Origin of the sequence: Alcanivorax sp. IL3 (assembly GCF_047495465.1) — a bacterium.
Classification (GTDB): Bacteria; Pseudomonadota; Gammaproteobacteria; order Pseudomonadales; family Alcanivoracaceae; genus Alcanivorax; species Alcanivorax jadensis.
Genome location: NZ_CP179931.1, coordinates 2,052,151 through 2,078,392, shown reverse-complemented (window position 1 = coordinate 2,078,392; position 26,242 = coordinate 2,052,151). Strand labels below are relative to the sequence as shown.

The following is a 26,242-nucleotide window of genomic DNA, read 5'->3' as shown; positions in this document are numbered from 1 at the left end:
GGCTAATCCACCCTACAAGATTCTATAAACGCAGCTCTCGTAACTCTATTGAGGAGGCTGCGCGTTCCCAGTGTTCCTGAAACTGTCTGGCCAGACGTGGCGCGCGGGGAAGACGATGACCGCAAAGGTCGAGTCGGCCGGGCCGTGGCCAGCCCGCTGCTTCGAACAGTCCGGTCCCATCGCCGATAGCAAAGCAGAGCTGGTTGTCCCGGTCATCATCCTGGCTCTGGCGCATCTGTATGCGAGAGGGAAGCCGGCGGGCCAGATGGACCAAGCGATGTCCGTTACGCACGGCCTTGTCCTGGCTGTCGTACTGAATGCGGATATCGGTTTTTGCGCTGCTCAGGGCCAGCCGCTTGAGGGTATCGCAAACAGCGCTGTCGGCGGTCAGGGCGTCCAGCTCCGGGACCCGCAGCCAGAGGCTGCGACGGCAGGCGGAAATCAGCGAAGCGAGCGCAGCGCCGGCCTCGCCGAATTCAGGGTGGAGCAGGGTGTCGTCGTCACCGATGACAAAAGGCATCAGGCGAGGGGTTTGAACATCTGCCGGTGGGGGATGTTGGCATCCATGAAGATGCCACCGGACACCGCAAAGCCGGCCGCTTCGTAAAAGCTGGTGGCGTGGGTCTGGGCGTGCAGGAAGATTTCTTCCATGCCCTTGGCCCGGGCGGCTTCTTCCGCGGCTACCAGCAGGGAGCTGCCGACACCATTGTTGCGCTGCTCGGAAAGGACGCACAGTCGGCTGATCTGGCCGCTGGGAAGAAGGCGAATACAGCCGACCGGAGTCTGCTCCCGGTCCAGGGCCAGAAAATGGATGGCCTTGTCATCTTCGCCATCCCACTCCAGCTCTTCGGGGACGTGCTGTTCGTTGATGAAGACCTTCTGGCGAAGGGCTCGCAGGGCAGTGTCGTTTTCGTCCCAGCGGGTCTCGATAATGCTGATAGCCATAGGGGTCTCGTTATAGTTGGGCGAAGTAGCCCTGTTCAATCCAGTCATGTAGCAATTCACTCCCGGCTGGCTGCAGTACGGCATCCAGCGCTTCACGGGTATAGCAGCGCTGGCGGGCCAGCAGCTGTACCAGTGGTCGTTGTTGTTCTGTCAGTGAGTAGGGCTCACCGTTTAGCCAGGCAATGTTGCCCTGCAAAATCAGGCGCACACTACCATGGCGGACCAGGGCGATCGAAGGATCGCGCTGGCGAATATGGGCATCATCGACGGCAAATTCAAGTCCATCCAGCCGGGGAGTGGACAGCCAGCGATAAACTGCCCGCTCTATCGCCGCCGGGTTGAGCAGGTCCAGGGCGCCGCGAACCAGTTGCTGCCGGTCTGCATCGGCCAGTACCGCCGGATCCTTGGGCACCTGCCGGTCCGCGTCCGTAAACAGCTCGCTGTCCGCATCGGCCAGGCATTCGCCGGCGATTTCCGCCATCAGCATCTGGTAATCCGGGGCCCGGAAACCCACCGACCAAGTGATGCAGTCGCTGTCTTCGGCGACACCATGGTGGGCCACGCCGGGGGGCAGGTAGAGCACATCGCCAGGGTTTGCCACGAACTCTTCGCGCACCGGCATGTCAGCCACCAGCTTCAGGTCAGGGTGTGGCAATTTCGGCGTTTTTTCGTCGCAGACATCACCGATCTGCCAGCGGCGGCTGCCGGCGGCCTGGATCAGGAAAACGTCATAGCGGTCGAAATGGGGGCCCACACTGCCACCCTTGGCGGCATAACTCATCATGATGTCTTCAAGCCGCCAGTTGGGCAGGAAGGCAAAGCTGTCCAGCAGCAGGGACACATCGGTCAGATAATGGTCCACGGACTGCACCAGCAAGGTCCAGTCCCGCTCGCCCACCTCGGCGAACACGGTTTCCTCGAACGGCCCCTGTTTGAGTTCCCAGGTGCCGCCAGCAGCGCCGCGAATGATACGGGCTTCCACATTCTCTTCCAGCGCCAGCCCGGCCAGGGTGTCCGCGTCTGGCTCATCCAGGCCGCTGGCAGTGCCAGGCATGAACAGGGGCTTTTTCTGCCAGTAATCACGCAAAAACGCTGCCGGGGTGAGCGGCAGCGTGAAGGTGGGCAGGCCCAGGGCGTCGCTCATCAGATATTGCGCGCTTGCTGGGCCGCGTTACCAATGTAGCTGCCCGGGGTCATGGCCAGCAGGATTTCCTTGGCTTCATCCGGGATCGCCAGATCATTGATGAAGGCGGTCAGGGTTTCCTGGTTGATGCCGTCCTTGCCACGGGTGAGTGCCTTGAGCTTTTCGTAGGGCTTCTCGATGCCGTAGCGACGCATGACCGTCTGGATCGGCTCGGCCAGTACTTCCCAGGCCGCGTCCAGGTCGTCGTTAAGACGTGCCGGGTTTACTTCCAGCTTGCTGATTCCTTTCAGGCTGGCTTCAAAAGCAATCAGGCTGTGCGCCAGGCCCACCCCCACGTTACGCAGCACGGTGGAGTCGGTGAGGTCGCGCTGCCAGCGGGACATCGGCAGTTTGGCGGCCAAGTGATCCATGATGGCGTTGGCCAGGCCCAGGTTGCCCTCGGAGTTTTCGAAGTCTATGGGGTTGACCTTGTGCGGCATGGTGGAGGAACCCACTTCGCCTTCCACGGTTTTCTGCTTGAAGTAGCCCAAGGAGATATAGCCCCACACGTCCCGGTCGAAGTCGAGCAGGATGGTGTTGAAGCGCATCAGGGCGTGGAAGTACTCGGCCACGCAGTCATGGGGCTCGATCTGGGTGGTGTAGGGGTTGAAGGACAATCCCAGGCCTTCCACGAAGCGGCGGGCAAAGGCTTCCCAGTCCACGTCAGGGTAGGCGGACAAGTGAGCGTTGTAGTTACCCACGGCACCGTTGATCTTGCCGAGCAGTGCCACGGCGGCGAACTGGTCGCGCTGGCGCTGCAGGCGGGCCACCACATTGGCCATTTCCTTGCCCACGGTGGTGGGGGAGGCAGACTGGCCATGGGTGCGCGACAGCATGGGCTGATCGGCCTGGGCGTGCGCCTGGCGGCGAATGGCACTGATTACCTGATCCATCTTCGGCAACAGGATTTCCCGGGCTTCTTTCAGCATCAGGGAGTAGGACAGGTTGTTGATGTCCTCGCTGGTGCAGGCGAAGTGAACAAACTCGCTCATGCCGGCCAGCTCGTCGTGCTCGGCCATCTGTTCCTTGATGAAGTATTCCACCGCTTTCACGTCGTGATTGGTGGTGGCTTCAATGGCCTTGATGCGCTCGGCATGCTGGACGTCGAAATCGCGGGTAACGCCACGCAGGTGCCAGGCCGCCTGACCGCTCATCAGCGGTACTTCGGGGATGTTCTTGTCGTGGGCGAGCTGTTCCAGCCAGCTCACTTCCACATGCACGCGGAAGCGGATAAGGCCGTATTCACTGGTGGTGTTGCGCAGGGCATCCACCTTGCCGGCATAGCGGCCATCGACCGGTGAAATGGCAGTCAGAGAGGTAAGGCTGGACATGGAAATGGCTCCCGAATCGTTTCCGTGAGGGTAAAAGCGGCGCAATGATACCGTAAAACCGCAAAGGCTGCGTTGTTGTTTGCCGGGTTAGCGGATGCCACCCGTAGGAGCCCCGCTTGAGGGGCGAACCGAGCGAAGCGAGACGACAGAGCGTGATGGCTGCGGCAAGCGTTTCAGGAGATGTGCAGGGTTCTGATTCGCCTGATCGCCCTTCGGTCGATTATCGCGTTACCGCGGGGTTCGCGGCTCAAGCGCCGCTCCTACAGGTGACTTTAGGTAAACATTACAAGTTATTGATATTTATAGATTCTATAGCAGTCAAAAGTCGCTTTCTCTGGAACAGAAGTTGCCAGCGGCGGCCGCCGAGCTGGTGCCAGAGGAAGGCGGCGCGGACGCCGGCCAGGAACAGTGCCCGGACCCGGGCGGCCTTGTTTTCGTCCTGCAGGTGGGCCGGTTCGCCTTTTACCTGGATACGAAAACGGAAGGTGCCCAGGGTGTCCACATAAATACCGCCCAGCCGGTGGCAAAAGGCGTCGTCTCGAACACTGCTGAAATGGGCCTGCTGGCCATCCAGGGCCTTGAGGCGGTGGCGCAGGATGTTCACGGTGTCATCGTTCTTGCGCAATTTGGCTGCCAGGTGCAGCAACGCCAGGCCGTAATTGAGCGGGCGCAGGTTGCCGCCGGCTGAATCCCGGTTAAGGCTGCGGTTGAGCAGGCTGACGCCATCACGGAGCAGGGCCGGTTGTGAGTAAATGGTGTCAAAACTTTCTGCATCCAGAGCCATGACGCCCTGCATCAGGGCCTCGAAAGCCCGTGGATCACAATCGCCGCGAAGAGCAATGTCGTCGGCCAGCTGGGCGGCCTGGAAGACGGCTGCCAGAGCCAGTAGCTGCTGCTGTTGCGGGCTGAAGCGTTCGCTCATGCGGTCTCCTCTATCACTGCGCCGCCCAGGCATACGGGCCCATCATAGAACACCACGGACTGGCCGGGTGTCACGGCCCGCTGGGGTTCGGCAAATACCACCTGAACACGGCCATCCCCGGCGTCGCTGACGGTGCAGGCCTGGTCGGGTTGCCGGTAGCGGGTCTTGGCGGTGAGCCGGGCGGGCAGGGTCGGCGGTGCCAGGGCGACCCACTGCATGGGGGCGCTGGTCAGTTCGCGGCTGTAGAGCAGCGGGTGATCGGTGCCCTGGACGGCGACCAGCACATTTCGCTCAAGGTCCTTGCCGGCCACGTACCAGGGCGCATCGCCGGCGTTGGCGCGACCACCAATGCCCAGGCCCTGGCGCTGGCCCAGGGTGTAATACATGAGACCATCGTGGTCGCCGATCACATTGCCATGGTCGTCTTCGATCTTGCCAGGCTGGGCGGGCAGGTACTGCTCAAGAAAATCCTTGAATCGGCGCTCGCCGATAAAGCAGATCCCGGTGGAGTCCTTCTTCTTGTGGTTGGCAAAGCCCTTTTCTTCGGCGATGCGACGCACTTCCGGCTTTTCCAGGTCACCCAGTGGGAACAGGGTGCGCTCGAACTTGTGGTGATCCACGGCGTGGAGGAAGTAGGTCTGGTCCTTGTTGGTATCCACGGCCCGCAGCAGGCGCCCCTTACCGTCGTGGCTCACCTGGGAATAGTGGCCGGTAGCAATATAGTCCGCGCCCAGGGTGATAGCGTGGTCCAGAAACGCCTGGAATTTGATTTCCTTGTTGCAGAGGATGTCCGGGTTGGGGGTGCGACCGGCCTTGTATTCAGCCAGAAAATGTTCGAATACCCGGTCCCAGTACTCCGCAGCAAAATTGGCGGTATGTAGCTCGATACCCAGTACGCCCGCTACCTGCATGGCATCCATCAGGTCTTCCCGGGCGGTGCAGTAGTCGGTGCCATCGTCTTCATCCCAGTTCTTCATGAACAGGCCTTCGACGTGATAACCCGCATCCAGCAGCCGCGCAGCGGCCACCGAGGAATCAACACCGCCGGACATGCCGACGATCACATGGGTGTCTTGTGGGGCTTTTGCAGAAACTTGGCTCATGGTGCTGCCTTCATGTCAGCCGCGCTGCAGCGGCCAGGGGTGCTGATAGATGGTGTCCAGTGGCAGGCGCCGACCTGACAGATAGTCGTCCAGGCATTTTTCCACCAGGGCGCTACGGTGTTGAGGGCGACGGTTGCGCAGTTCGTCCGGTGTCAGCCATTCGGCGCCGAGAATACCGGTATCCAGCTTCTGGCCCGGATCATGGCTGACCGGCCTGGCCACGAAACAGGTGCGGTAGTAGACCCCGGCACCGCGGAAGGGCTGAAAGATATACCAGCCCAGCAGGTCGGTGATTTCGACCTGCCAGGCAGTTTCTTCCAGGGTTTCCCGGTAGGCCGCCTGCATCAGGTTTTCCCCGAATTCCACATGCCCGGCGGGCTGGTTCAGCACTTCCTGGCCCTTGCTCATTTCCCGAACAAAGAGGAAGCGCCCGTCTTGTTCCACCACACAGGCCACAGTAATGTGCGGCTCAAAGCTGTTCATAGCAACCCTACCGGTACTGGCCCCGTCCAAATGGGGCACAATGATAATGAAAGGCGGGAATGGTAGCGCAGCAGCGCCACAGACAACAGGAGTGATCAATGCCCGGTGACCGGTTTACCCACCTGGATGACCAGGGACGCGCCCAGATGGTGGACGTGACGGACAAGGCGGAAACGCAGCGAGAGGCTACGGCCCGGGCACGCATCCGCATGAAGCCACAAACCCTGGCAATGATCCGCGATCAGCGCCACCCGAAGGGGGATGTGATTGCCACCGCTCGTATCGCCGGGATCCAGGCGGCCAAGAAAACCTGGGATCTGATCCCCATGTGTCACCCCCTGTTGCTGAGCAAGGTGACGGTAGCTATTGAAGAAGCGGGGCAGGATAGCCTGGAAATTCTCACTACCTGCAAGCTCAAGGGGGTCACCGGTGTGGAAATGGAGGCGCTTACCGCGGCCTCGGTGGCCGCGCTGACGCTCTACGACATGTGCAAGGCGGTGGATCGTGGCATGGTGATTGAAGAGATCTGTTTGCTGGAGAAAGAAGGCGGGCGCAGTGGTCACTATGTCCGGACCGAGTGATGGCGCTATGCGTGTAGCGTGGAGCATGAGGCGTAACAATGATTGAAGTGCATTTTTTTGCAGCCCTGCGCGAGCGGGTGGGCAGTGACAGTATGACGGTGTCGCCACCGGAAGCGGTAAATACCGTGGCGAAGCTGGCGGACTGGCTGACAGAGCAGGACCCGCAAGTTGCTCAGGCCCTTACAGCCACGCCTCGCCGCATGGTGGCAGTGAATGAGGTGCTGGCCACTGAGGATGCGGTGATTTCCGACGGTGATGTGGTTGCCCTGTTTCCGCCGGTGACCGGCGGATGAAAACGCGCATCGAGATTCGTAACGGGCCATTGGGTAGTGCCGAGCCGGCCGTCTGGCTTCGTGATGCCGGCCTTAGCGGTGCCCAGGTACAGTTTGCCGGGCAGGTGCGTGATGAGCAGGGCAGGGTGGAGGCGCTCCATCTGGAGCATTACCCGGGGATGACCGAGTCGGTGCTGAGCACCATTGTCGAGCAGGCCGGTAAGCAGTGGCACCTTAATGGTGCCTGGGTGGTGCACCGGGTTGGCACCATGTCGCCTGGAGATGACATCGTTCAGGTAGCGGTGAGTGCCGCTCACAGGCAGGCCGCTTTTGAGGCCTGTGCTTTTATCATGGATTTGCTGAAAACCCGGGCGCCATTCTGGAAGAAAGAGTTTATCGGCGGCCACTGGTTTTGGGTCGAGGCCCGCGAGAGGGATGCCGAGGCCGCTGCCGCCTGGTTGCAGGGGCTTTCGGCGCATGAATTGCCATAGAACGCCATTTTCCCGGGGCCAGACCAGTCAAGTCCCAGTCGCCGATCTGCCAGCGAACCAGGCGCAGGGTGGGGTAGCCGATAGCTGCAGTCATACGGCGAACCTGGCGATTTCGACCTTCGTCTATGGTGAGCTTCAGCCAGCTATCCGTTACCGTTTTACGGGTCCGCACAGGTGGGTGGCGCGGCCACAGATCAGGGGGCTGGATGGCGTCTACCTGGGCTGGCCGACATGGGCCGTCCTTGAGAGTGATTCCCTGGCGCAGTTTTTGCAGTTCCTGCTCCCCGGGCGTACCTTCCACCTGCACCAGATAGGTCTTGGGCAGATGAAAGCGCGGCTGGCTGATGCGTGCCTGCAGGGGACCGTCATCGGTGAGCAACAGCAGCCCTTCAGAATCCCAGTCCAGCCGCCCGGCCGGGTACACACCGGGTACTGGCACGAACTCGCGTAACGTTTGTCGGCCCTGATCGTCGCTGAACTGGGAAAGGACCTGAAAGGGTTTGTTGAGCAAAATCAGTTGCGCCATATGGGCTGACATTCCTGATGGCTGTCATTGATGATTTGAGTCGCGGTACCGGGTGGCTACGCTAACAAGGGTAGGCGGTCGGTGCTATACTCGCCAGCTGATGCAGAATACGGTTTATCTGGAGGGAGCACTCCTGTTCGGTCTCGCTGATCTGACGGCCAAAAGCCGGCTCATGTCGGGCGGGAAGCACTGCCAATACAATTGGGACCTGTAATTTTATGACCACCCCTAAAATTATCTATACCATAACTGATGAGGCGCCAGCGCTGGCGACCTATTCCTTTTTACCCATCATTGAAAAATTTACGTCGATCGCTGGCATAGACGTTGAAAGCAGTGATATCTCACTGGCTTCACGTATTCTCGCCACGTTCCCTGAATATCTGTCTGATGAGCAGAAAGTTGAAGATGCCCTCTCTGAACTCGGGGCTTTGACGCAAGATCCTGAAGCCAACATCATCAAACTCCCCAATATCAGTGCCTCCATTCATCAGCTCAGGGAAGCTATCGAGGAGCTGAATGAACACGGTTTCAGTGTGCCGGAATATCCTGATGAGCCTCACAACGAGGAAGAAGAGGAGATCCAGGCTCGCTACACCAAAATCCTGGGATCTGCGGTCAACCCGGTGCTACGCGAAGGCAACTCTGACCGTCGCGCGCCGATTGCGGTTAAAAATTACGCACGCAAGAATCCCCATAGTATGGGTTACTGGAGCCAGGCATCCCGTACCCATGTTGCCCATATGCGTGGCGGTGACTTCTTTTCCCATGAAACCTCCACCACGATAGAGAAGGCATGCAAGGTCCGCATTGAGCTCGAGGACTCAAACGGCAACGTCACTGTCATGAAGCCGGAACTGCCGCTTCTGGATGGCGAAGTGATTGATGCCATGTACATGAGCAAAAAGGCGCTGTGTGACTTCTTTGACGAGCAGCTGGACGATGCCAAGAACACCGGCATCCTTTTCTCCCTGCACGTCAAGGCCACCATGATGAAGGTGTCTCACCCCATTGTGTTCGGCTATGCGGTTCGTCGTTTCTACAAAGAGCTGTTTGATCAACATGGCGACACCCTGGAACAGATCGGCGCCAACCCGAACAACGGCTTGAGCCACATCTACCAGAAGATCGAGGAGTTACCGATTTCCCAGCGCCTGGAAATCGAATCCACCATTCGTGCCTGTTACCTGCACCGGCCTGAACTGGCTATGGTTGATTCAGACCGTGGCATTTCGAACCTGCATGTGCCATCCGACGTTATTGTCGATGCCTCCATGCCGGCAATGATTCGCCAGGGTGGAAAAATGTATGGCGCTGACGGCAAGCTGAAAGACACCAAGGCCGTCATCCCCGAAAGCACCTATGCCACCATCTATCAGGAAGTCATCAATTTCTGCAAAACCCATGGCGCCTTTGACCCGGTGACCTGTGGTTCTGTGCCTAACGTGGGTTTGATGGCGCAGAAAGCCGAGGAATATGGCTCTCACGACAAAACGTTCGAAGTAAAAGCAGACGGTACTATGCGTATCGTCCGTGAAGATGGCCAGGTGCTACTGACCCACGACGTGGAGAAGGGTGATATCTGGCGTATGTGCCAGGCGAAAGATCTGCCTATCCGTGATTGGGTGAAGCTGGCGGTTAACCGTGCCCGGCAAAGCGGCACCCCTGCCATTTTCTGGCTGGATAAAGAGCGGGCGCACGATGCACAGCTTATCCAGAAGGTCAGGGCATACCTCAAGGATCATGATACCGAAGGGCTTGATATACGCATCATGTCTCCGGTCCAGGCGATCCGCTATACCATGGAACGCATGATTCGCGGCAAAGATACCATTTCCGTCACGGGTAATGTGTTGCGTGATTATCTGACGGATTTGTTCCCGATCCTGGAGCTCGGCACTAGCGCCAAGATGCTTTCCATTGTGCCTTTGATGGCCGGCGGTGGTCTCTATGAAACCGGTGCTGGCGGCTCCGCGCCGAAGCATGTGCAGCAATTCACGGAAGAAAACCACCTGCGCTGGGACTCGCTGGGCGAATTTCTGGCGCTGTCGGTGTCCATTGAAGAGCTAGGCGAAAAGTATGGCAACAAGAAGGCCAGTGTCATTGCCGCTGCCCTGGATAAGGCCAATGAGCAGTATCTTGAGCAGAACAAGTCACCGTCACGGAAGGTGGGTGAGCCTGACAACCGGGTAAGCCATTTCTATGTGGCCATGTACTGGGCTCAGGCTTTGGCTGCACAGGACGATGATGCCGAGTTGAAAGACAAATTCACTGAGATTGCCTCTGCACTTACCGAAAATGAAGATGACATCGTCAAGGAAATGATAGCGGTGCAAGGTTCCCCCATTGATATCGGTGGTTACTACAACCCTGACTTCAGCAAGGTCTCCGCTGCCATGCGGCCAAGTGCCACCTTCAATAATATTATGGACAAACTGTAAGCGTCAGACGCGAAAGAAAAAGCCGGCGAAAGCCGGTTTTTTCTGCCAGGCGGTACCCGTTATGCGGTGATCGCATTGATGAGCCTGTCCCTGTTTGCCCACTCCGGGCATGCTGGCATTTCTGATCTCTATTGAGGTTGATTCCGCTTCTGTGGGAAGGGATTTGAAAGATCAGAGCGCCCGCAAAGAGGGGTAGCATCACGGCGAACCCGGGTCTGCCCCGGATGTCCGCAAGCTTAATGTCGGTGCTATACTCGCCGACAGGCGCCTAATTCGCTTTTATTCAGAGGGAGTAGTGTAGATGGGATACCAAAAGATCACGGTCCCCGCAGACGGTGACAAAATCACGGTCAATGCGGACCTGTCCCTGAATGTCCCCAACCACCCGATTATTCCTTATATCGAAGGGGACGGCATTGGTGTTGATATCTCACCAGTGATGATGCACGTGGTTAATGCTGCAATCGAAAAAGCCTATGGAACCAAGCGTGGCATTACCTGGATGGAAGTCTACGCCGGGGAAAAAGCCACCGTGGTTTACGGGCCCGATGTATGGCTGCCCGAAGAGACCCTGGAAGCCCTTCGGGAATTCACCGTGGGCATCAAGGGACCGCTCACCACCCCGGTCGGTGGCGGTATTCGCTCTCTGAACGTAGCTCTGCGTCAGGAACTCGATCTTTACACCTGCATGCGCCCGGTACGCTACTTTGAAGGGGTGCCGAGCCCGGTGGTACACCCTGAACTCACCGATATGATCATCTTCCGCGAGAACTCCGAAGATATCTATGCGGGTATCGAGTGGGCTGCGGACAGCCCGGAAGCGACCAAACTGATCCGTTTTCTGCGTGAGGAAATGGGCGTTACCCAGATTCGTTTCCCGGAAGGTTGCGGTATCGGCATCAAGCCGGTGTCCCGTGAAGGGACGCAGCGACTGGTTCGCAAGGCGATCCAGTACGCCATCGATAACGACAAGGATTCTGTCACCCTGGTGCACAAAGGCAACATCATGAAGTACACCGAGGGGGCCTTTAAAGACTGGGGGTATCAGCTTGCCGGGGACCGTTTCGGCGCTGAATTGCTGGATGGCGGCCCCTGGATGACCATGAAGAACCCGCGTACCGGCAAGGAAATCATCATCAAGGATGTGATTGCGGATGCTTTCCTCCAGCAGATACTCATGCGTCCAGCCGACTACAGCGTGATTGCCACCCTGAACCTGAACGGGGACTACATCTCCGATGCCCTGGCAGCGGAAGTGGGCGGTATCGGCATCGCGCCGGGCGCCAACATCGGTGGCTCCGTGTCCCTGTTCGAGGCGACCCACGGTACTGCACCGAAGTACGCCGGTCAGGACAAAGTGAACCCCGGGTCTCTGATCCTGTCAGCGGAAATGATGCTGCGCCACATGGGCTGGAATGATGCAGCCGACCTCATCATCAATGGTGTGGAAGGGGCCATCGCCGCCAAGACCGTGACCTACGACTTCGAGAGGCTGATGCCGGATGCCACGTTGCTGAAGTGCTCTGAATTCGGTGATGCAGTGATTGAGCATATGGGTATCTGATCAGCCAGATACCCACTCATGGTGCTATCAGGAAGGCGTCGACTGTTTTTCAGCGGCGCCTACTTCGTTATCGGCTTCCACGTATTCCCCATCAGCACGAAGATTGACGGCATGAAAGCCCTTGTTGGCCGGCTGAACCTCGTATTCCACGGGTTGGCCTGCCTTCAGGCTCTTGTAGCCCTCCATCTGGATATAGGAGTAGTGGACGAACAGATCCTCTCCCCCTTCATCTGGCCTGACAAACCCGTACCCCTTGGCATTGTTAAACCACTTTACTCGTCCCGTTGCCATGGTCCTTCCCTCTTGCCTATCCAATGGCTGTCATTGTTTGTTGTTATCCCCGGGCCGACTGCTACGGTAAACTGGTAACCGGAGTTATCGTGCAACTTTTAAACATGCGTCGCAGGGTGTCAAGCCCGTGAAATATTTACGGGCTGGCAGGCTGCTAAATAACCCTTGCATGCTCAGCGCGGCCTGAAGCGTGCAGCTGTTGTGTCTTGTCTCGACGGGCAGGGTGGTTCCCTTTCCTAGAGACAAGGCGCAGCAGATGTGCGCTTCAGGCCGCGCCCTTCGGGTCTTCCAGGCTGGACCGTACTCGTTGTTGCAATTTCTAGATGGGTGGACACACACCGTCAAAATTGCGCCTAGATTACGAGCCAGCCTGAAAGACTGAGCACGCAAGGGGTTATTTAGCAGCCTGCTAGGGATTGAAAAATCCGTTACCGCCCATCATTTCTTCATTGCCTGCTGACGCCAGCAGGGTTACAACGGTTTTGAGGCATTATGAACTGGCAACAACAAGGGCACTCGGTGATGGCTCACGGAAAAGATGATCTCCGTAACGGGCCTGCAGATTCCCCTTCCGACCCGGATCGCCATGGTGATCTGGCGGTGGAAGAGGCCAGGCCGAAGTTGAAGCCCCCCTCCATGTACAAGGTGTTGATGCTCAATGATGACTACACCCCCATGGATTTTGTGGTAGAGATACTGGAAGACTTCTTCAATCTGGGCCGCGAGCAGGCAACCCGTGTGATGCTTACGGTCCATACTGAAGGAAAGGCGGTGTGCGGGGTGTATCCCCAGGATATCGCCGAAACGAAAGCCACTCAGGTGGTGGAATATGCCCGTGAAAATCAGCATCCGCTGATGTGTCAGGTGGAGAAGGCCTGATTCAGGCCCCCCAGCTGAATGTCCGGGTACTGCAGTGAGGTAGCCTTATGCTCAGCAAAGAACTGGAAATGACGCTCAACGAAGCGTTCCGCCACGCACGTAGCCACCGGCATGAATTCATGACCGTTGAGCATTTGCTGCTGGCGCTGCTGGATAACGAGGCGGCCGTCGAGGTTCTGCGTGCCTGTAGCGCAGATCTGGAGGAACTGCGCGATTCGTTAAGCCAGTTTATCGAGGATTCCACGCCGTTATTGCCGGAAAGCGACCCGGACCGCGATACCCAGCCAACCCTGGGCTTCCAGCGGGTGCTGCAGCGTGCGGTGTTCAGCGTGCAATCTTCCGGCAAGAAAGAAGTGACCGGCGCCAATGTGGTGGTGGCCATCTTCAATGAGCAGGAAAGCCAGGCAGTGTATTTCCTCAACTGTCAGGATATCCATCGCCTGGATGTGGTGAATTTCATTGCTCACGGCATCTCCCAGGTGCAGGACGCGGAGCCGTCCATGGAGGCGGAACAGGACATGGAGAACGGCGGTGAGAGCGCGCCAGCCAGTGCCCTGGAAAACTACGCCAGCAACCTGAATGAACTGGCCCGCGCTGATCGCATTGATCCGCTGGTGGGTCGGGCTTTCGAGATTGAGCGGGCAGCGCAGATTCTCTGCCGTCGCCGCAAGAACAACCCGCTGCTGGTCGGCGAGCCCGGTGTCGGCAAAACGGCCATCGCCGAAGGGCTGGCCCGCATGATCGTGGAAGAGAAGGTACCGGCACCGCTGCTGGATGCCACCGTCTACTCGCTGGATCTGGGCGCATTGCTGGCTGGCACCAAGTACCGGGGCGATTTCGAGAAGCGCCTGAAATCGGTACTGGCGGAGCTCAAGAAAGACCCGAACTCGATTCTCTTTATCGATGAGATTCACACCATCATTGGCGCGGGCGCGGCCTCCGGTGGCGTTATGGATGCCTCCAATCTGCTCAAACCGATGCTGGCCAGCGGTGAACTCAAGTGCATGGGCTCGACCACCTTCCAGGAATACCGGGGCGTGTTCGAGAAGGACCGTGCCTTGTCACGTCGCTTCCAGAAGATCGATGTGGTGGAGCCCTCCGTGGAAGATACCGTGGGGATTCTCAAGGGGCTGAAAAGTCGTTTCGAGAAGCATCATGATGTGAGCTACAGCGATGCGGCCCTGAAAGCGGCGGCGGAACTGAGTGCCCGTTATATCAATGATCGCTACCTGCCTGACAAGGCCATCGACGTAATCGACGAGGTAGGGGCCTGGCAGCGCCTGCGCCCGGAAGATCAGCGCAAGCACACCATCGACGAATCCGATGTGGAAGACATGGTGGCGAAGATTGCCCGCATTCCTCCCAAGCAGGTGTCCTCGTCTGACAAGGAGCTGCTGCGCAACCTGGAGCGGGACCTGAAGATGACCGTGTTCGGCCAGGAAGAGGCCATCGACACCATCTCGGCAGCCATCAAGTTGTCCCGTGCCGGCCTCAAGGGTGAGCACAAGCCCATTGGTAGCTTCATGTTTGCCGGCCCCACCGGCGTCGGCAAGACCGAAGTTAGCCGTCAGCTTGCCCGGGCTCTCGGTGTGGAACTGGTGCGGTTTGACATGTCCGAGTACATGGAGCGTCACACCGTGAGCCGGTTGATTGGTGCGCCGCCAGGGTATGTGGGTTACGACCAGGGCGGGCTGCTGACTGAAGCGGTCACCAAGACGCCGCACTGTGTGCTGTTGCTGGACGAAATCGAGAAGGCCCACCCTGAGGTGTTCAATATCCTGTTGCAGGTGATGGATAACGCCACCCTGACCGATAACAACGGTCGCAAGGCGGACTTCCGTAATGTGATTTTGATCATGACCACCAACGCCGGCGCAGAGGTCCTCAACAAGCGTTCTATCGGCTTTACCGAGCAGGACAACAGCACGGACGGTATGGAGGTGCTGAAGAAGGTATTCACGCCCGAATTCCGCAATCGCCTGGATGGCACCATCCAGTTTCTGCCGCTCACCAGCGAGGTTATTCTCGGTGTGGTGGACAAATTTCTGGTGGAACTGCAGGCGCAGCTGGACGAGAAGGGTGTGGTGCTCAACGTGGACAAGGCCGCCCGAACCTGGCTGGCAGACAAGGGCTACGACAAGGATATGGGTGCCCGCCCCATGGCACGCCTGATCCAGGAGCAGCTCAAGAAGCCGCTGGCGGAAAAATTGCTGTTCGGCGAATTGTCCGAGAACGGTGGGCAGGTCGATGTGACCGAGAAGGATGGCCAGCTGTCGCTCGCCGTAAAGGCGGCGGAACCGGAGCCAGCATAAAGAGAAGCAGTGAAAAGTTAACAGTGAATAGTTAATAGCTAAGAAAAAACAAAAATACCCCCGGCTCTGTGAAAAGACGGGGGTATTTTTTAGCTGTTAACTGTTACTTATTAACTGTTAACTGCCTTTCACTTATTTCATGCGGAACGTAATACGGCCCTTGCTCAGGTCATAGGGGGACATTTCCACCTTGACCCGGTCGCCGGTGAGAATGCGGATATAGAATTTACGCATCTTCCCGGAGATATGGGCGGTAATAACATGACCGTTGTCCAGCTTCACACGAAACATCGTGTTTGGCAGGGTTTCAACGATGACACCTTCTAGTTCAATCTGCTCTTCTTTCGCCATCCAACGAATACCTTGGGTTACCGGCTATTAGCGGGCGCAATTGTGCCGGAAAAGACGCCTGGCTGCAAAAGAAGTTGGGAAGCGGTTAAAAAGCGGGTTATTCAGCCCGTTGCAGGCGGCCCGGAGAGGCCATTCAGTCCGGGTCGAACTCTTTCCAGGCGCCACTGCGGAGGATTTCCAGGGGGCGGTACTGGCTCTTGTACTCCATCTTCTGGCATTGATTAATCCAGTAGCCCAGATACAGGTAGGGGAGTTCCAGGTGCTGGCAGTGGCGGATTTGCCAGAGCAGCGCCATCACTCCCAGGCTGCGCTCAGGAAGTTGCGGATCGAAGAAGGTGTAGACCGCAGAAAGGCCATCTTTCAGTTGGTCGGTGACCGCCACGGCCAGCAGGGTTTGGCCCTGGCGAAAGCAGTAGAAATGGGTATCGGCCCAGTCGCAGGTCAGAAAGTTGGTGAACTGTTCCTCCGAAGGGGGATACATATCCCCGTCGCCATGGCGTTGATCTATATAGGCCGCGTAGAGATTGTAGAACTCGCGGGTGTAGCGAGCCGGCTCCCGGTGGACGGTGAGATCCTGATTGGCTTTCTCGATGCGCCGGTGGCGGCGACGGGGATTGAAATCCGCCACCCTTACTCGCGCTGGAATGCAGGCGTTGCAGCCCTCGCAGTGGGGGCGATAGAGATAATCACCGCTGCGTCGAAACCCCAGCAAGCTCAGTTCACTGTAGAGCTCTGGTGACAGTTTCGCCTGTGGGTCCACAAACAGGGTAGAGGCCTGGCGGTCCTCCAGGTAACTGCAGCTGTGGGCCGGGGTGCGGAAAAATCGCAGCGTGGACAGATCGGTCATGTCTTCAGTGTAGAGGAAATAACGCCAGACGCCAGATACGAGACGCAGGAAGCAGAAATCCAAATAAGGCGCTGATGACTGCTGGCATTGGTACTCTGGAACTGCATCATTGGCGTCAGGCGTCAGGCGTCAGGCGTCAGGCGTCAGCACCAGTGATCGGTTCCATTCGGTGTCAGGCCAGCGTTCGGCTGTCGGGGTGTCAGGGACCAGCTGTTTCAGCAATCCCTCGAAGGTGGGGCGGTCGATCAGTTCGGCGCCCAGAGTGAGCAGGTGCGGGTTCTCGACCTGGGCGTCGATAAGCTGGATGCCAAGGGTGGCCGCCAGGGCGCGCAGGGCGGCAAAGGCCATCTTGGAACCGTTTGGCCGCGGGGAAACCATGGATTCGCCAAAGAACACTCCGCCCAGCTTGATGCCGTAGACAGCACCGGCAATCTGCCCGTCCTGCCAGATTTCCAGGCTGTGAGCATAGCCAAGGGTATTCAGGCGCACATAGGCCGCAATCATCTCCTCACTGATCCAGGTGCCCGTGCCATCAGCGCGTGGGGCAGCGCACAGGCGCATCACAGACTCGAAAGCCCGATCCAGGGTGACGGTGAAATCGCTACGGCGCAGGTGGCGGGTAAGACTGCGGCTGACATGAATTTTTTGCGGATGGATCACGCAGCGCGGGGCAGGGGACCACCACAGGATTGGCTGGTAGTCCGCGTCATACCAGGGAAAGATACCCAACGAATAAGCCCGGAGTAGGGTCTCCGGGCTCAAGTCCGCCCCGGCGGCCAACAGGCCCTCCGGGTCGGTCAGGGCGGTGCGGGTCTCCGGGAACGGTGTTCCCGGTTCCAGCCACGGCACCATGCCTTAGTGGTTCAGGTTGTCCAGATACTTCTCCGCATCCAGCGCAGCCATGCAGCCGGCCCCGGCGGAAGTCACTGCCTGACGGTAAACGTGATCCGCCACGTCGCCGGCGGCAAATACGCCTTCAACAGTGGTCGCAGTGGCATTGCCTTCGATGCCGCTGTGGATCTTGATGTAGCCGTCATTCATGTCCAGCTGACCCTGGAAAATATCCGTGTTCGGTTTGTGACCGATGGCAATAAACACGCCCTGTAGCTCAACATCCTTGCTGCCTTCGCCCTTGGTGGACGTGATGCGCATGCCGGTAACGCCGCTGTCATCGCCGAGCACCTCTTCGAGAGTGTGGTCCCACTCAACGCTGATGTTGTCCTTGGCGAGCAGCTTGTCCTGGAGGATTTTCTCCGCACGGAGGCTGTCGCGGCGATGTACCAGGGTGACGTGTTCAGCGATATGCGACAGATACAGCGCTTCCTCGACAGCGGTGTTGCCGCCGCCGATAACGGCTACGCGCTGGTTCTTGTAGAAGAAACCGTCACAGGTGGCGCAGGCGGAAACGCCTCGGCCCATAAAGGCTTCCTCGGATTCCAGGCCCAGATACATGGCGGTGGCGCCGGTGGCGATGATCAGTGCATCACAGGTGTACGTGCCGCTATCACCCTTGAGCGTAAAGGGGCGATTGCGCACATCCACCTCGTTGATGTGGTCGTAGACCATTTCGGTCTCGAAGCGCTCAGCATGCTGCTGCATGCGCACCATCAGGTCGGGACCCTGCAGGCCTTCCACGTCCCCGGGCCAGTTATCTACCTCGGTGGTGGTGGTGAGCTGGCCACCCGGCTGAATCCCGGTAATGACCACCGGCTTGAGGTTGGCACGGGCGGCGTAAACGGCAGCGGTGTAACCCGCAGGGCCGGAACCGAGGATAATCAGGCGATGGTGCTGCACGTCGCTCATTGAGAACTCCAGTTGATAGGTAAGGTCAGGTACTGATGGCTCCCACACAAATGGGGGCGCGGCCCTTCGCATTCAAGGCGTGTGAAAACTACCGTAAAACAGGGGGTTCGTGAAGCCTATAAGTGTCATAGGATAAGCCAACTGCAGCCAGCCCGGGCAGGCAGTCGGGAGGATTTGTGCGATAATCCCCGCCGGCCCGCCAGTGGCGGGGCGACAAAGCTGGCCGCTCCCAGCGGGATTGACTACAATCGCAATAATTTCAATTCGTTATCGGCACTTCTTTAAGACTTTATCAACTCAAGGGGTAAGGCGTGAGTAAAACGGTTGCCGGGCAAGGACAGTCCGGGTTTTCCCGCCATCTCAAGCGCGGCTTGATCGAGGGCATGGTGATTGCTCTGATCGCCCTGTGCCTGTATCTGCTGCTGGCGCTGATCAGCTTCGACAGCCGTGATCCGGGTTGGTCCTACGTGGGCAACGTTGACGCGGTGCGCAATGCTGCCGGCCGTGCCGGCGCATTCAGCGCCGATCTGTTGCTGGGTCTGTTCGGCTATATGGCGTACCTGTTTCCAGTGCTGGTGGGCTTCTGGGCCACCAAGGTGCTGCGTGAACGTCACGCGGGCTTGCCTGGCAGCTGGCCACTATTCAGCCTGCGGTTGGTAGGCTTCGTGTTGACCATGCTGGCCGGCACCGCGTTGTCTTACATGCACTTCACCGTGGGTGATGCACTGCCTGAAGGCGCCGGCGGGATTCTCGGCCACGAAGTCGGCGCCGCGGCGCTGGCCAGCTTCAACCCCCTTGGCGGCAGCCTGATTATGGTTGCCCTGTTCCTGATCGGGGTCACCATCTTTACCGATCTGTCGTGGATTGCCCTGGCTGAAGGCCTTGGCGCCATGGTGCTGGGTGCGTTCGAGAAAATCCCCGCCTGGTGGCAGGCGCGACGCAAGAAACGTGAAGAGGCCCAGCAGAAGAAACAGGCCCATGAAAAGCGCGCCAAGGTAATCAGCGAGGCCAAGAAGAAAGCGGAAACCCGCACACCGCCGAAGATTGCCAAGCCTGCCAAGCCGGTGGAGAAGAGCGCCAGAGTTCATAAAGAGAAGCAGCAGAAGCTGTTCACCACCGAAGTGAGCGGCGAACTGCCGCCGTTGGTGCTGCTGGACCCGATGGAAGAGGCCAAGGGCGGTTTCTCTGAGGAAGCGCTTGAGGGCATGTCCCGCCTGCTGGAAATCAAGCTTAAAGACTTCAATATCGAGGCCGAAGTAGTGGCTGTGCAGCCTGGGCCGGTGATTACCCGTTTCGAGATCCAGCCGGCCCCGGGTATCAAGGTGTCCAAGATTACCAACCTGGCCAAGGATCTGGCTCGCTCTCTGGCCGTGATCAGTGTGCGAGTGGTGGAAGTGATTCCCGGCAAAACCACGGTTGGCATCGAAATTCCCAACGAACAGCGGGAAATGATTCGTTTTACTGAGGTGGTCGGCACACAAATGTTCGATCAGTCACAGTCACCGCTGACTATGGCGTTGGGCAAGGATATTGCTGGTAACCCGGTCATGGCGGATCTGGCGAAAATGCCCCATATGCTGGTGGCGGGCACCACCGGCTCCGGTAAGTCGGTGGGTGTGAACGCCATGTTGCTGTCCATGCTGTTCAAATCCAGTCCGGAAGATGTGCGGCTGATCCTGATTGACCCGAAGATGCTCGAGCTGGCGGTCTACGACGGTATACCTCACCTGCTAACCCCGGTGGTTACCGATATGAAGGAAGCTGCCGGAGCCCTGCGCTGGGGGGTTGGTGAGATGGAGCGGCGTTATCGCCTGATGGCCTCCATGGGCGTGCGTAACCTTTCCGGCTACAACCGCAAGGTGGCGGATGCCAAAAAGGCCGGCCAGCCTCTCAAGGACCCGCTCTGGAAGCCCGACGACCCCATGAATCTGGAGGAAGAAGCCCCTCTGGCGGAGCATTTGCCGTATATCGTCATCGTAATCGATGAATTTGCCGACATGATGATGATCGTCGGCAAGAAGGTGGAAGAGCTGATCGCCCGTATCGCCCAGAAGGCCCGGGCTGCCGGCATCCACCTGATTCTGGCCACCCAGCGCCCGTCTGTGGACGTGATTACCGGCCTGATCAAGGCCAACGTCCCGTCCCGGATCGGCTTCCAGGTATCCTCCAAGATTGATTCCCGTACGGTGCTGGATCAGGGCGGGGCGGAGCAACTGCTCGGCCACGGGGACATGCTTTATTTGCCCGGCGGCAAAAGTGTTCCGGAACGGGTTCACGGTGCCTTTGTCTCAGATGAAGAGGTACACCGTGTCTGTGACGATTGGCGCAAGCGTGGTGAGCCGAACTATCTGGAAGAAATTCTCGATGGCGGCAGCGACCTCAATGCGCCCATGCCCGGTATGGAAAGTGCCGGTGGTGGGAGTGATGACGAAAACGACCCGCTTTACGACGAGGCGGTGGCTTACGTGACCCAGTCGCGCCGGGCCTCCATTTCTTCCGTGCAGCGGAAATTGAAAATTGGCTACAACCGCGCCGCCCGTCTGGTGGAAGCCATGGAAATGGCCGGGGTTGTGACTGAGGCGGGGAATAATGGTCAGCGCGAAGTGCTGGCACCTCCGCCGGTATAACAAGGAGTTTTGATGCGTAATCTGGTAACCGGACTATTGATCATGCCAACCCTGCTGTGGGCGGCACCCACTGACGAACTGTTGTCCAAGCTGCAGAAGCTGGAGTCCATGAAGGGTGAGTTCGAACAGATGGTGCTGGATCAGGGCGGCACCCACATGCAGGAAGCGGAAGGGGAGTTTCAGGTGGCCCGGGGCAACCGCTTTTACTGGTCCACGGAGATGCCCTTCGAGCAACTGGCAGTGTCCGATGGCAATACCGTCTGGGTCTATGACCAGGATCTGGAGCAGGTAGTCGTGCGCCCTCTCAGCCAGGATCTGGGTCAGACGCCGGCCTTGCTGTTTGGTGGCAAGCCCGCGGATGTGGCCGAAGCCTTCACCATTTCCGAGCGCAGCCGGGAGGCAGAAAGGATTACCTATCGGCTGAAGCCAAAAGGCAAGGATCCGTTGTTTGACCAGTTGGATGTGACCTTCCAGGGCGACCAGCCCAGCTCCATGCGCCTCCAGGATGCCCTGGGTCAGCAGACCGTGATTGATTTTCGCGATCTGACCGTTAACAGCGGCATTGATGACTCCCTTTTCAACTTCGTGCCGCCGGAAGGCACGGATGTCATTCAGCAACAGCAATGAACGACCTGTTCGCCACCGATGCTGCCCAGCAGGCCCAGCCCCTGGCGGCGCGCCTGCGTCCTACCTCGCTGGACGAGTACGTGGGCCAGCAGCATCTGGTGGGCGACGGTAAGCCGTTTCGGCAGGCGCTTGAGCGCGGACAACTGCATTCCATGATTCTGTGGGGCCCGCCCGGCACGGGCAAAACCACCCTGGCCCTGATTCTGGCCCAGGCAGTGGATGCGGCGTTTATTACCCTTTCTGCAGTACTGTCCGGGGTCAAGGATATCCGTGCCGCGGTGGAGCAGGCCCAGGTTCGCCTGGGACAGGGCCGCCGCACGGTGCTGTTCGTGGACGAAGTGCATCGTTTCAACAAGGCCCAGCAGGATGCCTTTCTGCCCCACGTGGAAGAGGGCACCATTACCTTTATCGGTGCCACCACAGAAAACCCCTCCTTCGAGCTCAACAACGCCTTGCTGTCCCGGGCCCGGGTATACCGGCTACGATCGCTGACTTCGGATGATCTGCGCGGTCTGCTGGCGCGGGCTCTGGCGGAGCCAAGCCTGAAGGGCATGCAGCTTGATGATGAAGCCCGCGAGTTATTGCTCAACTACGCTGATGGCGATGCCCGGCGCCTGCTCAACATGCTGGAAGTGGCGGCAGACCTGGCCGGCGGCGAGGCACCGGTGATCGATGCGGAACTGATGCGTGAAGTGCTGCGCGATGCGGTACGACGTTTCGACAAGGGCGGGGATTTGTTCTATGACCAGATCAGCGCGCTACATAAATCCGTGCGCGGGTCCGACCCGGATGCGGCCCTGTACTGGTTTGCCCGCATGCTGGACGGTGGCTGTGACCCCCTGTACATTGCCCGCCGCGTAGTGAGGATGGCCAGCGAAGAGGTGGCTAACGCTGACCCTCGGGCACTCACCCTGTGCCTGCAGGCCTGGGATGTGCAGGAGCGGCTGGGCAGTCCGGAAGGTGAGCTGGCCATTGCCCAGGCCATTGCCTATTTGGCCGTGGCGCCGAAGAGCAACGCGGTTTACAAGGCCTACAACCAGGCCCGGGCGCTTGTGCGCGACCATCCCACTGACGAAGTGCCGCTGCATCTGCGCAACGCGCCCACCCAGTTGATGAAAGACGAAGGCTTCGGGGCCGAGTATCATTACGCCCACGATTTTCCTGATGCCTTTGTGGCCGGCGAAAACTACTTTCCGCCCAGCCTCAGTGGCACGCGTTTGTACGAACCGGTCCACCGGGGGCTGGAGATCAAGGTGGCGGAAAAGCTGGCCCGCCTGCGTGGACTAAACGAGCAGAGCAACTGGAAGCGCTACGGAGACGAGCAATGAGCATGGCAACCCTGGCGCCCTGGCTCGCCGTTGCCGGCGGTGGTGCCATTGGCGCTTGCCTGCGTTTCGCCACCACCCTGTGGATTGGCGTACCGTCCATGCCGGCCTGGCCCTGGGCCACCTTCGGGGTGAATCTGGTGGGCAGCTTTCTGTTCGGCTTTCTGGCGGTGGCTTTGTCCAGCCTGCCGGTGGGTGAGATCTGGCGCCTGGCCCTGATGACCGGCATGCTCGGTGCCCTGACAACGTTCTCCACCTTTTCCTTCGAACTGGTTCGATTGGTGGAAGTGAAAGCCTTCGGCATGGCGGCAGGTTACGGCCTGGCGTCGGTGCTGGTCTGTTTTTGTCTCGGCGGGCTGGGGTTGCTGCTGGGGCGGTTGGTGTTCGAATAACGACCGCCGAAAAAATACACCGTAGGAGCCATGCTCGCATGGCGAACCGCCCGTCAGGGCGCTCTCGCGAGAAGGTTCGCCATGCAAGCATGGCTCCTACAGGAAAGAATCTTATCAGCGTCTTGCGTCAGACATCTGGCGTCGGGCGTTTTTTGCTTGGAGTAAAACAAACATGCTGGATATTCGTGCCCTGCGTCAGGACGGTGAAGCCATCAAGGCGGCGCTGATCAAGCGTGGTTTTGACCTGGATCTGGATGCTTTTGCTGCGCTGGATGCCCGCCGCAAACAGGCGGACGTGCGCTCCCAGGATCTTCAGGCCGAACGCAAGAAAGCGTCCAAGCAGGTGGGGCAGCTGATCCAGTCCGGTATGGATGTGGAGCAGGCCAAGGCCCAGGTGGCCGAATCCCTGAAGACCATTGATCAGGAACTGGATCAGGAAGTGGCTAACGCCAAGGCGATCCAGGAGGAAATCCGTGACTTCCTGATGGGCATCCCCAATGTGCCCCAGGAGGCCGTGCCCGCCGGCAACGATGAAGATGACAACGTGGAAGTGCGCCAGTGGGGCACGCCGAAGACCTTTGCCTTCGAGCCGAAAGACCACGTGGACGTGGGCGAGGCACTGGGGCAGGGCGGTCTCGATTTCGAGCGCGCCGCCAAACTCTCCGGCAGCCGCTTTGCGGTAATGACCGGAGGCTTGGCTCGTCTGCACCGTGCGCTGATCGATTTTATGCTCGACATTCACAGCAGCGAACATGGCTATGAAGAAGTCTATGTGCCTTACTTGGTGGGCCCGGAAGCCCTGCGCGGCACCGGCCAGCTGCCCAAGTTCGCCGATGACCTGTTCAAGATGGAAGGTGAGCGCGAGCTGTATCTGATTCCCACTGCCGAGGTGCCGGTCACTAACCTGGCCGCTGATGAAATTCTCGATGCGGAGGCGCTGCCCAGACGTTATACCTGCCATACCCCCTGTTTCCGCTCCGAAGCGGGCAGTCACGGCAAGGACACCCGCGGCATGATCCGCCAGCACCAGTTCGAGAAGGTGGAGCTGGTGCAATTGGTACGCCCGGAAGAGTCGGATGCGGCCCTGGACGCGTTGACCGGCCATGCGGAGGCGATTCTGCAGAAGCTGGATCTTCCCTATCGGGTAGTGATCCTGTGCGGTGGAGATCTGGGCTTTTCCTCCTCCAAGACCTATGACATCGAGGTATGGCTGCCCAGCCAGCAGCGTTACCGGGAAATTTCCTCCTGCTCCAATTTCCGTGACTACCAGGCCCGTCGCATGCAGGCCCGTTGGCGTAACCCGGAAACCGGCAAGCCCGAACTGGTACACACTTTGAATGGGTCTGGTCTGGCAGTAGGGCGTACACTGGTGGCGATCCTGGAGAACTATCAGAATGACGATGGTTCCGTGACCGTACCGGAGGCATTGCGCCCCTACATGAGAGGCCTGGAGCGGTTGCAGTAGCACGCTCCTGCTCATTGAAACCGGGAGCATTGATGGAATTCCTACCAATCAGCTGGCGACTGCAGGGCAAATCTGCCCTGCTTGTGGGGGGCGGAGAAGTCGCCCTGCGCAAAGGGCGCCTTCTGCACCGATCAGGTGCGAAAGTGAGCGTGGTTGCTCCCCATGTGTGCGCAGATCTGCGCGACATTGCGGTGCAGAGCCAGGGTGTCATCCACGAGCGGGCCTTTGAAAGTACCGATCTGAGCGGGCAGACACTGGTTATCTGTGCCACCGATGATCCGGCGGTGAATGCGGCGGTGGCCCAGCAGGCCCAGGCTCGGGGATTGCCGGTCAATGTGGTGGACAACCCCTCCCTGGGTGACTTCATTTTTCCGGCCATCGTGGATCGTTCGCCGGTACTGATCAGCATTAGCTCCTCTGGCGCCTCGCCGGTACTGGCGCGCAAGCTACGTAGCCAGCTGGAGTCCATGTTGCCGGCTCGCTGGGGCCGTCTTGCCGACCTGATGGCAAAGTTTCGCCAGCCCCTCAAGGACAAGCTCAACAATGTGGGCGCACGCCGTCTGTTCTGGGAGCAGGCCCTGGAAGGGCCGCTGGTCGAAAAGGTCATGGCCGGCAAGGACAGCGAGGCGGAAGTCATTCTTGCCGAGGCCATTGAGGCGGCGGATGCTTCACGGCTGAGTCGAGGTGAGGTGTATCTGGTTGGCGCCGGTCCCGGTGACCCGGATTTGCTCACCTTCCGTGCTCTGCGCCTGTTGCAGAAAGCGGACGTGGTGCTCTATGACCGACTGGTAGGCAAGGGCATTGTGGATCTTGCCCGTCGTGATGCGGAGCTGGTTTACGTGGGCAAGGCCCGCGACAAGCATGCCTTACCCCAGGACAACATCAACGAGCTGCTGGTCCACTACGCCAAACAGGGCAAGAAGGTGTGCCGCCTGAAGGGAGGTGACCCCTTTATCTTCGGTCGTGGTGGCGAGGAAATCGATCTGATCGTGGCCGAGGGTATCGACTTTCAGGTAGTGCCGGGCATCACCGCCGCCAGCGGTTGTGCCGCCTACGCCGGGATCCCGCTGACCCACCGGGATCATGCCCAGTCCGTCCGTTTCGTCACTGGCCACCGCAAGGATGGCACCGTGGATCTGGATTGGCAGCATCTGGTCAGTGAAACCGAGACCGTGGTGTTTTACATGGGGCTGGTCGGTCTGCGACAGATCTGTAGCAAGTTGATGGAGCACGGTCGCGGCGGGGATACGCCGATAGGGTTGGTCTCGCGAGGCACCACCAATCTTCAGGAAGTGATCACCGGCACCCTGGACAGCCTGCCGGACCAGATTGAAGGCAGGGAAATCCATGCGCCCACGCTGATCATCGTCGGTAGTGTGGTGAGCCTGCATTCGCAGTTTGAATGGTTTGGGAAGGGCAATTGATAATTGAGAATGGATAATTGATAACGGCGCGTGAGAGGGAATCAGTCGCTCGTACGC

The 26,242-nt window shown here is 59.0% G+C and carries 26 protein-coding genes; 13 read left to right on the top strand and 13 right to left on the bottom strand.

The window, feature by feature from the left end; genetic code table 11:
- Window positions 1-22: 22 nt before the first annotated feature.
- The 7 genes from ACMG4M_RS09695 to ACMG4M_RS09665 form a co-directional block, all read right to left on the bottom strand.
- A complete protein-coding gene (locus ACMG4M_RS09695; protein ID WP_414429882.1) occupies window positions 23-520 on the bottom strand; it encodes a hypothetical protein in 498 nt (165 codons plus the stop codon).
- Window positions 520-945 carry a GNAT family N-acetyltransferase gene (locus tag ACMG4M_RS09690; RefSeq protein ID WP_272997155.1) on the bottom strand — a complete coding sequence of 142 codons (426 nt, stop codon included), beginning with the start codon at window positions 943-945 and terminating at the stop codon, window positions 520-522. Before ACMG4M_RS09690 ends, ACMG4M_RS09695 begins: the two co-directional genes overlap by 1 nt.
- A gap of 10 nt (window positions 946-955) precedes the next feature.
- A complete protein-coding gene (locus tag ACMG4M_RS09685) occupies window positions 956-2,089 on the bottom strand; it encodes a JmjC domain-containing protein (protein ID WP_414429881.1) in 1,134 nt (377 codons plus the stop codon).
- On the bottom strand, window positions 2,089-3,459 hold the full coding sequence (gene purB / locus ACMG4M_RS09680; RefSeq protein ID WP_414429880.1) for an adenylosuccinate lyase: 1,371 nt from the start codon (window positions 3,457-3,459) through the stop codon (window positions 2,089-2,091). The genes ACMG4M_RS09685 and purB overlap by 1 nt, the downstream gene beginning before the upstream one ends.
- Before the next feature lie 283 nt (window positions 3,460-3,742).
- On the bottom strand, window positions 3,743-4,381 hold the full coding sequence (gene hflD, locus ACMG4M_RS09675; protein ID WP_272961751.1) for a high frequency lysogenization protein HflD: 639 nt from the start codon (window positions 4,379-4,381) through the stop codon (window positions 3,743-3,745).
- Window positions 4,378-5,484 carry a tRNA 2-thiouridine(34) synthase MnmA gene (mnmA, locus tag ACMG4M_RS09670; protein ID WP_414429879.1) on the bottom strand — a complete coding sequence of 369 codons (1,107 nt, stop codon included), beginning with the start codon at window positions 5,482-5,484 and terminating at the stop codon, window positions 4,378-4,380. Before mnmA ends, hflD begins: the two co-directional genes overlap by 4 nt.
- 15 nt (window positions 5,485-5,499) lie before the next feature.
- Window positions 5,500-5,967, bottom strand: a complete 468-nt coding sequence (locus ACMG4M_RS09665; RefSeq protein WP_272961753.1) for an NUDIX hydrolase — start codon at window positions 5,965-5,967, stop codon at window positions 5,500-5,502.
- Between the two features lie 98 nt (window positions 5,968-6,065).
- Here ACMG4M_RS09665 and moaC point away from each other — a divergent pair, with 98 nt between their 5' ends.
- Genes moaC through ACMG4M_RS09650 form a run of 3 tightly spaced genes read left to right on the top strand, consistent with a single transcriptional unit; the run spans window position 6,066 to window position 7,311 of the window.
- Window positions 6,066-6,548, top strand: a complete 483-nt coding sequence (gene moaC, locus ACMG4M_RS09660) for a cyclic pyranopterin monophosphate synthase MoaC (protein WP_414429878.1) — start codon at window positions 6,066-6,068, stop codon at window positions 6,546-6,548.
- A gap of 38 nt (window positions 6,549-6,586) precedes the next feature.
- Window positions 6,587-6,841, top strand: coding sequence for a molybdopterin converting factor subunit 1 (gene moaD / locus ACMG4M_RS09655; protein WP_414429877.1), 255 nt, complete (start codon window positions 6,587-6,589; stop codon window positions 6,839-6,841).
- The gene (locus ACMG4M_RS09650) at window positions 6,838-7,311 is read left to right on the top strand and encodes a molybdenum cofactor biosynthesis protein MoaE (RefSeq protein ID WP_272961756.1); all 474 of its coding nucleotides are present in this window, start codon (window positions 6,838-6,840) and stop codon (window positions 7,309-7,311) included. The genes moaD and ACMG4M_RS09650 overlap by 4 nt, the downstream gene beginning before the upstream one ends.
- Here ACMG4M_RS09650 and ACMG4M_RS09645 read toward each other — a convergent pair.
- Window positions 7,214-7,837 (bottom strand): pseudouridine synthase, encoded by a 624-nt coding sequence (locus ACMG4M_RS09645; protein WP_272961757.1) that lies wholly within the window; start codon window positions 7,835-7,837, stop codon window positions 7,214-7,216. The genes ACMG4M_RS09650 and ACMG4M_RS09645 overlap by 98 nt on opposite strands.
- Window positions 7,838-8,055: 218 nt before the next feature.
- Between ACMG4M_RS09645 and ACMG4M_RS09640 the strand changes: the two genes are divergently transcribed.
- Both ACMG4M_RS09640 and icd read left to right on the top strand, forming a co-directional pair.
- Window positions 8,056-10,278, top strand: coding sequence for an NADP-dependent isocitrate dehydrogenase (locus ACMG4M_RS09640; RefSeq protein WP_272961758.1), 2,223 nt, complete (start codon window positions 8,056-8,058; stop codon window positions 10,276-10,278).
- Between the two features lie 301 nt (window positions 10,279-10,579).
- On the top strand, window positions 10,580-11,842 hold the full coding sequence (gene icd, locus ACMG4M_RS09635) for an NADP-dependent isocitrate dehydrogenase (protein WP_414429876.1): 1,263 nt from the start codon (window positions 10,580-10,582) through the stop codon (window positions 11,840-11,842).
- Window positions 11,843-11,869: 27 nt separating this feature from the next.
- Here the strand turns inward: icd and ACMG4M_RS09630 are convergent, their stop codons facing one another.
- The gene (locus tag ACMG4M_RS09630) at window positions 11,870-12,133 is read right to left on the bottom strand and encodes a cold-shock protein (RefSeq protein WP_414429875.1); all 264 of its coding nucleotides are present in this window, start codon (window positions 12,131-12,133) and stop codon (window positions 11,870-11,872) included.
- A gap of 522 nt (window positions 12,134-12,655) precedes the next feature.
- Between ACMG4M_RS09630 and clpS the strand changes: the two genes are divergently transcribed.
- Both clpS and clpA read left to right on the top strand, forming a co-directional pair.
- The gene (gene clpS / locus ACMG4M_RS09625) at window positions 12,656-13,012 is read left to right on the top strand and encodes an ATP-dependent Clp protease adapter ClpS (RefSeq protein ID WP_297763562.1); all 357 of its coding nucleotides are present in this window, start codon (window positions 12,656-12,658) and stop codon (window positions 13,010-13,012) included.
- 47 nt (window positions 13,013-13,059) lie between these two features.
- Complete coding sequence (clpA, locus tag ACMG4M_RS09620; RefSeq protein WP_414429874.1) at window positions 13,060-15,324, top strand: ATP-dependent Clp protease ATP-binding subunit ClpA; 2,265 nt, start codon at window positions 13,060-13,062, stop codon at window positions 15,322-15,324.
- A 132-nt stretch (window positions 15,325-15,456) separates the two neighbouring features.
- Here clpA and infA read toward each other — a convergent pair whose 3' ends face one another.
- The 4 genes from infA to trxB all read right to left on the bottom strand — a co-directional run bounded on the left by infA (window position 15,457) and on the right by trxB (window position 18,325).
- Window positions 15,457-15,675 (bottom strand): translation initiation factor IF-1, encoded by a 219-nt coding sequence (gene infA, locus ACMG4M_RS09615; RefSeq protein WP_008929746.1) that lies wholly within the window; start codon window positions 15,673-15,675, stop codon window positions 15,457-15,459.
- Between the two features lie 133 nt (window positions 15,676-15,808).
- Window positions 15,809-16,522: an arginyltransferase gene (locus ACMG4M_RS09610; protein ID WP_414431129.1), complete on the bottom strand. Its 714-nt coding sequence runs from the start codon at window positions 16,520-16,522 to the stop codon at window positions 15,809-15,811.
- Between the two features lie 129 nt (window positions 16,523-16,651).
- Entirely contained in the window at window positions 16,652-17,374 is a 723-nt protein-coding gene (gene aat, locus ACMG4M_RS09605) for a leucyl/phenylalanyl-tRNA--protein transferase (RefSeq protein ID WP_272961762.1), read from the bottom strand.
- A gap of 3 nt (window positions 17,375-17,377) precedes the next feature.
- Entirely contained in the window at window positions 17,378-18,325 is a 948-nt protein-coding gene (gene trxB, locus ACMG4M_RS09600) for a thioredoxin-disulfide reductase (protein ID WP_272961763.1), read from the bottom strand.
- 311 nt (window positions 18,326-18,636) lie between these two features.
- Between trxB and ACMG4M_RS09595 the strand changes: the two genes are divergently transcribed.
- The 6 genes from ACMG4M_RS09595 (at window position 18,637) to cysG (ending at window position 26,185) form a co-directional block, all read left to right on the top strand.
- Window positions 18,637-20,952 carry a DNA translocase FtsK gene (locus tag ACMG4M_RS09595; protein WP_035244492.1) on the top strand — a complete coding sequence of 772 codons (2,316 nt, stop codon included), beginning with the start codon at window positions 18,637-18,639 and terminating at the stop codon, window positions 20,950-20,952.
- Window positions 20,953-20,964: 12 nt separating this feature from the next.
- Window positions 20,965-21,579, top strand: a complete 615-nt coding sequence (lolA, locus tag ACMG4M_RS09590; RefSeq protein WP_052042424.1) for an outer membrane lipoprotein chaperone LolA — start codon at window positions 20,965-20,967, stop codon at window positions 21,577-21,579.
- Complete coding sequence (locus tag ACMG4M_RS09585; protein ID WP_414429873.1) at window positions 21,576-22,907, top strand: replication-associated recombination protein A; 1,332 nt, start codon at window positions 21,576-21,578, stop codon at window positions 22,905-22,907. Before lolA ends, ACMG4M_RS09585 begins: the two co-directional genes overlap by 4 nt.
- Window positions 22,904-23,296: a fluoride efflux transporter FluC gene (locus ACMG4M_RS09580; RefSeq protein WP_414429872.1), complete on the top strand. Its 393-nt coding sequence runs from the start codon at window positions 22,904-22,906 to the stop codon at window positions 23,294-23,296. Before ACMG4M_RS09585 ends, ACMG4M_RS09580 begins: the two co-directional genes overlap by 4 nt.
- A 172-nt stretch (window positions 23,297-23,468) precedes the next feature.
- Window positions 23,469-24,761 (top strand): serine--tRNA ligase, encoded by a 1,293-nt coding sequence (gene serS, locus ACMG4M_RS09575; protein WP_414429871.1) that lies wholly within the window; start codon window positions 23,469-23,471, stop codon window positions 24,759-24,761.
- A gap of 32 nt (window positions 24,762-24,793) precedes the next feature.
- Window positions 24,794-26,185: a siroheme synthase CysG gene (cysG, locus tag ACMG4M_RS09570; protein ID WP_414429870.1), complete on the top strand. Its 1,392-nt coding sequence runs from the start codon at window positions 24,794-24,796 to the stop codon at window positions 26,183-26,185.
- The last annotated feature ends 57 nt before the right edge of the window (window positions 26,186-26,242 follow it).

Excerpts from the sequence above, each read along its gene's own strand:
- ACMG4M_RS09695 (WP_414429882.1), bottom strand. The coding sequence starts at position 520 with ATGCCTTTTGTCATCGGTGACGACGACACCCTGCTCCACCCTGAATTC.
- ACMG4M_RS09690 (WP_272997155.1), bottom strand. The coding sequence starts at position 945 with ATGGCTATCAGCATTATCGAGACCCGCTGGGACGAAAACGACACTGCC.
- ACMG4M_RS09685 (WP_414429881.1), bottom strand. The coding sequence starts at position 2,089 with ATGAGCGACGCCCTGGGCCTGCCCACCTTCACGCTGCCGCTCACCCCG.
- purB (WP_414429880.1), bottom strand. The coding sequence starts at position 3,459 with ATGTCCAGCCTTACCTCTCTGACTGCCATTTCACCGGTCGATGGCCGC.
- hflD (WP_272961751.1), bottom strand. The coding sequence starts at position 4,381 with ATGAGCGAACGCTTCAGCCCGCAACAGCAGCAGCTACTGGCTCTGGCA.
- mnmA (WP_414429879.1), bottom strand. The coding sequence starts at position 5,484 with ATGAGCCAAGTTTCTGCAAAAGCCCCACAAGACACCCATGTGATCGTC.
- ACMG4M_RS09665 (WP_272961753.1), bottom strand. The coding sequence starts at position 5,967 with ATGAACAGCTTTGAGCCGCACATTACTGTGGCCTGTGTGGTGGAACAA.
- moaC (WP_414429878.1), top strand. The coding sequence starts at position 6,066 with ATGCCCGGTGACCGGTTTACCCACCTGGATGACCAGGGACGCGCCCAG.
- moaD (WP_414429877.1), top strand. The coding sequence starts at position 6,587 with ATGATTGAAGTGCATTTTTTTGCAGCCCTGCGCGAGCGGGTGGGCAGT.
- ACMG4M_RS09650 (WP_272961756.1), top strand. The coding sequence starts at position 6,838 with ATGAAAACGCGCATCGAGATTCGTAACGGGCCATTGGGTAGTGCCGAG.
- ACMG4M_RS09645 (WP_272961757.1), bottom strand. The coding sequence starts at position 7,837 with ATGGCGCAACTGATTTTGCTCAACAAACCCTTTCAGGTCCTTTCCCAG.
- ACMG4M_RS09640 (WP_272961758.1), top strand. The coding sequence starts at position 8,056 with ATGACCACCCCTAAAATTATCTATACCATAACTGATGAGGCGCCAGCG.
- icd (WP_414429876.1), top strand. The coding sequence starts at position 10,580 with ATGGGATACCAAAAGATCACGGTCCCCGCAGACGGTGACAAAATCACG.
- ACMG4M_RS09630 (WP_414429875.1), bottom strand. The coding sequence starts at position 12,133 with ATGGCAACGGGACGAGTAAAGTGGTTTAACAATGCCAAGGGGTACGGG.
- clpS (WP_297763562.1), top strand. The coding sequence starts at position 12,656 with ATGGCTCACGGAAAAGATGATCTCCGTAACGGGCCTGCAGATTCCCCT.
- clpA (WP_414429874.1), top strand. The coding sequence starts at position 13,060 with ATGCTCAGCAAAGAACTGGAAATGACGCTCAACGAAGCGTTCCGCCAC.
- infA (WP_008929746.1), bottom strand. The coding sequence starts at position 15,675 with ATGGCGAAAGAAGAGCAGATTGAACTAGAAGGTGTCATCGTTGAAACC.
- ACMG4M_RS09610 (WP_414431129.1), bottom strand. The coding sequence starts at position 16,522 with ATGACCGATCTGTCCACGCTGCGATTTTTCCGCACCCCGGCCCACAGC.
- aat (WP_272961762.1), bottom strand. The coding sequence starts at position 17,374 with ATGGTGCCGTGGCTGGAACCGGGAACACCGTTCCCGGAGACCCGCACC.
- trxB (WP_272961763.1), bottom strand. The coding sequence starts at position 18,325 with ATGAGCGACGTGCAGCACCATCGCCTGATTATCCTCGGTTCCGGCCCT.
- lolA (WP_052042424.1), top strand. The coding sequence starts at position 20,965 with ATGCGTAATCTGGTAACCGGACTATTGATCATGCCAACCCTGCTGTGG.
- ACMG4M_RS09585 (WP_414429873.1), top strand. The coding sequence starts at position 21,576 with ATGAACGACCTGTTCGCCACCGATGCTGCCCAGCAGGCCCAGCCCCTG.
- ACMG4M_RS09580 (WP_414429872.1), top strand. The coding sequence starts at position 22,904 with ATGAGCATGGCAACCCTGGCGCCCTGGCTCGCCGTTGCCGGCGGTGGT.
- serS (WP_414429871.1), top strand. The coding sequence starts at position 23,469 with ATGCTGGATATTCGTGCCCTGCGTCAGGACGGTGAAGCCATCAAGGCG.
- cysG (WP_414429870.1), top strand. The coding sequence starts at position 24,794 with ATGGAATTCCTACCAATCAGCTGGCGACTGCAGGGCAAATCTGCCCTG.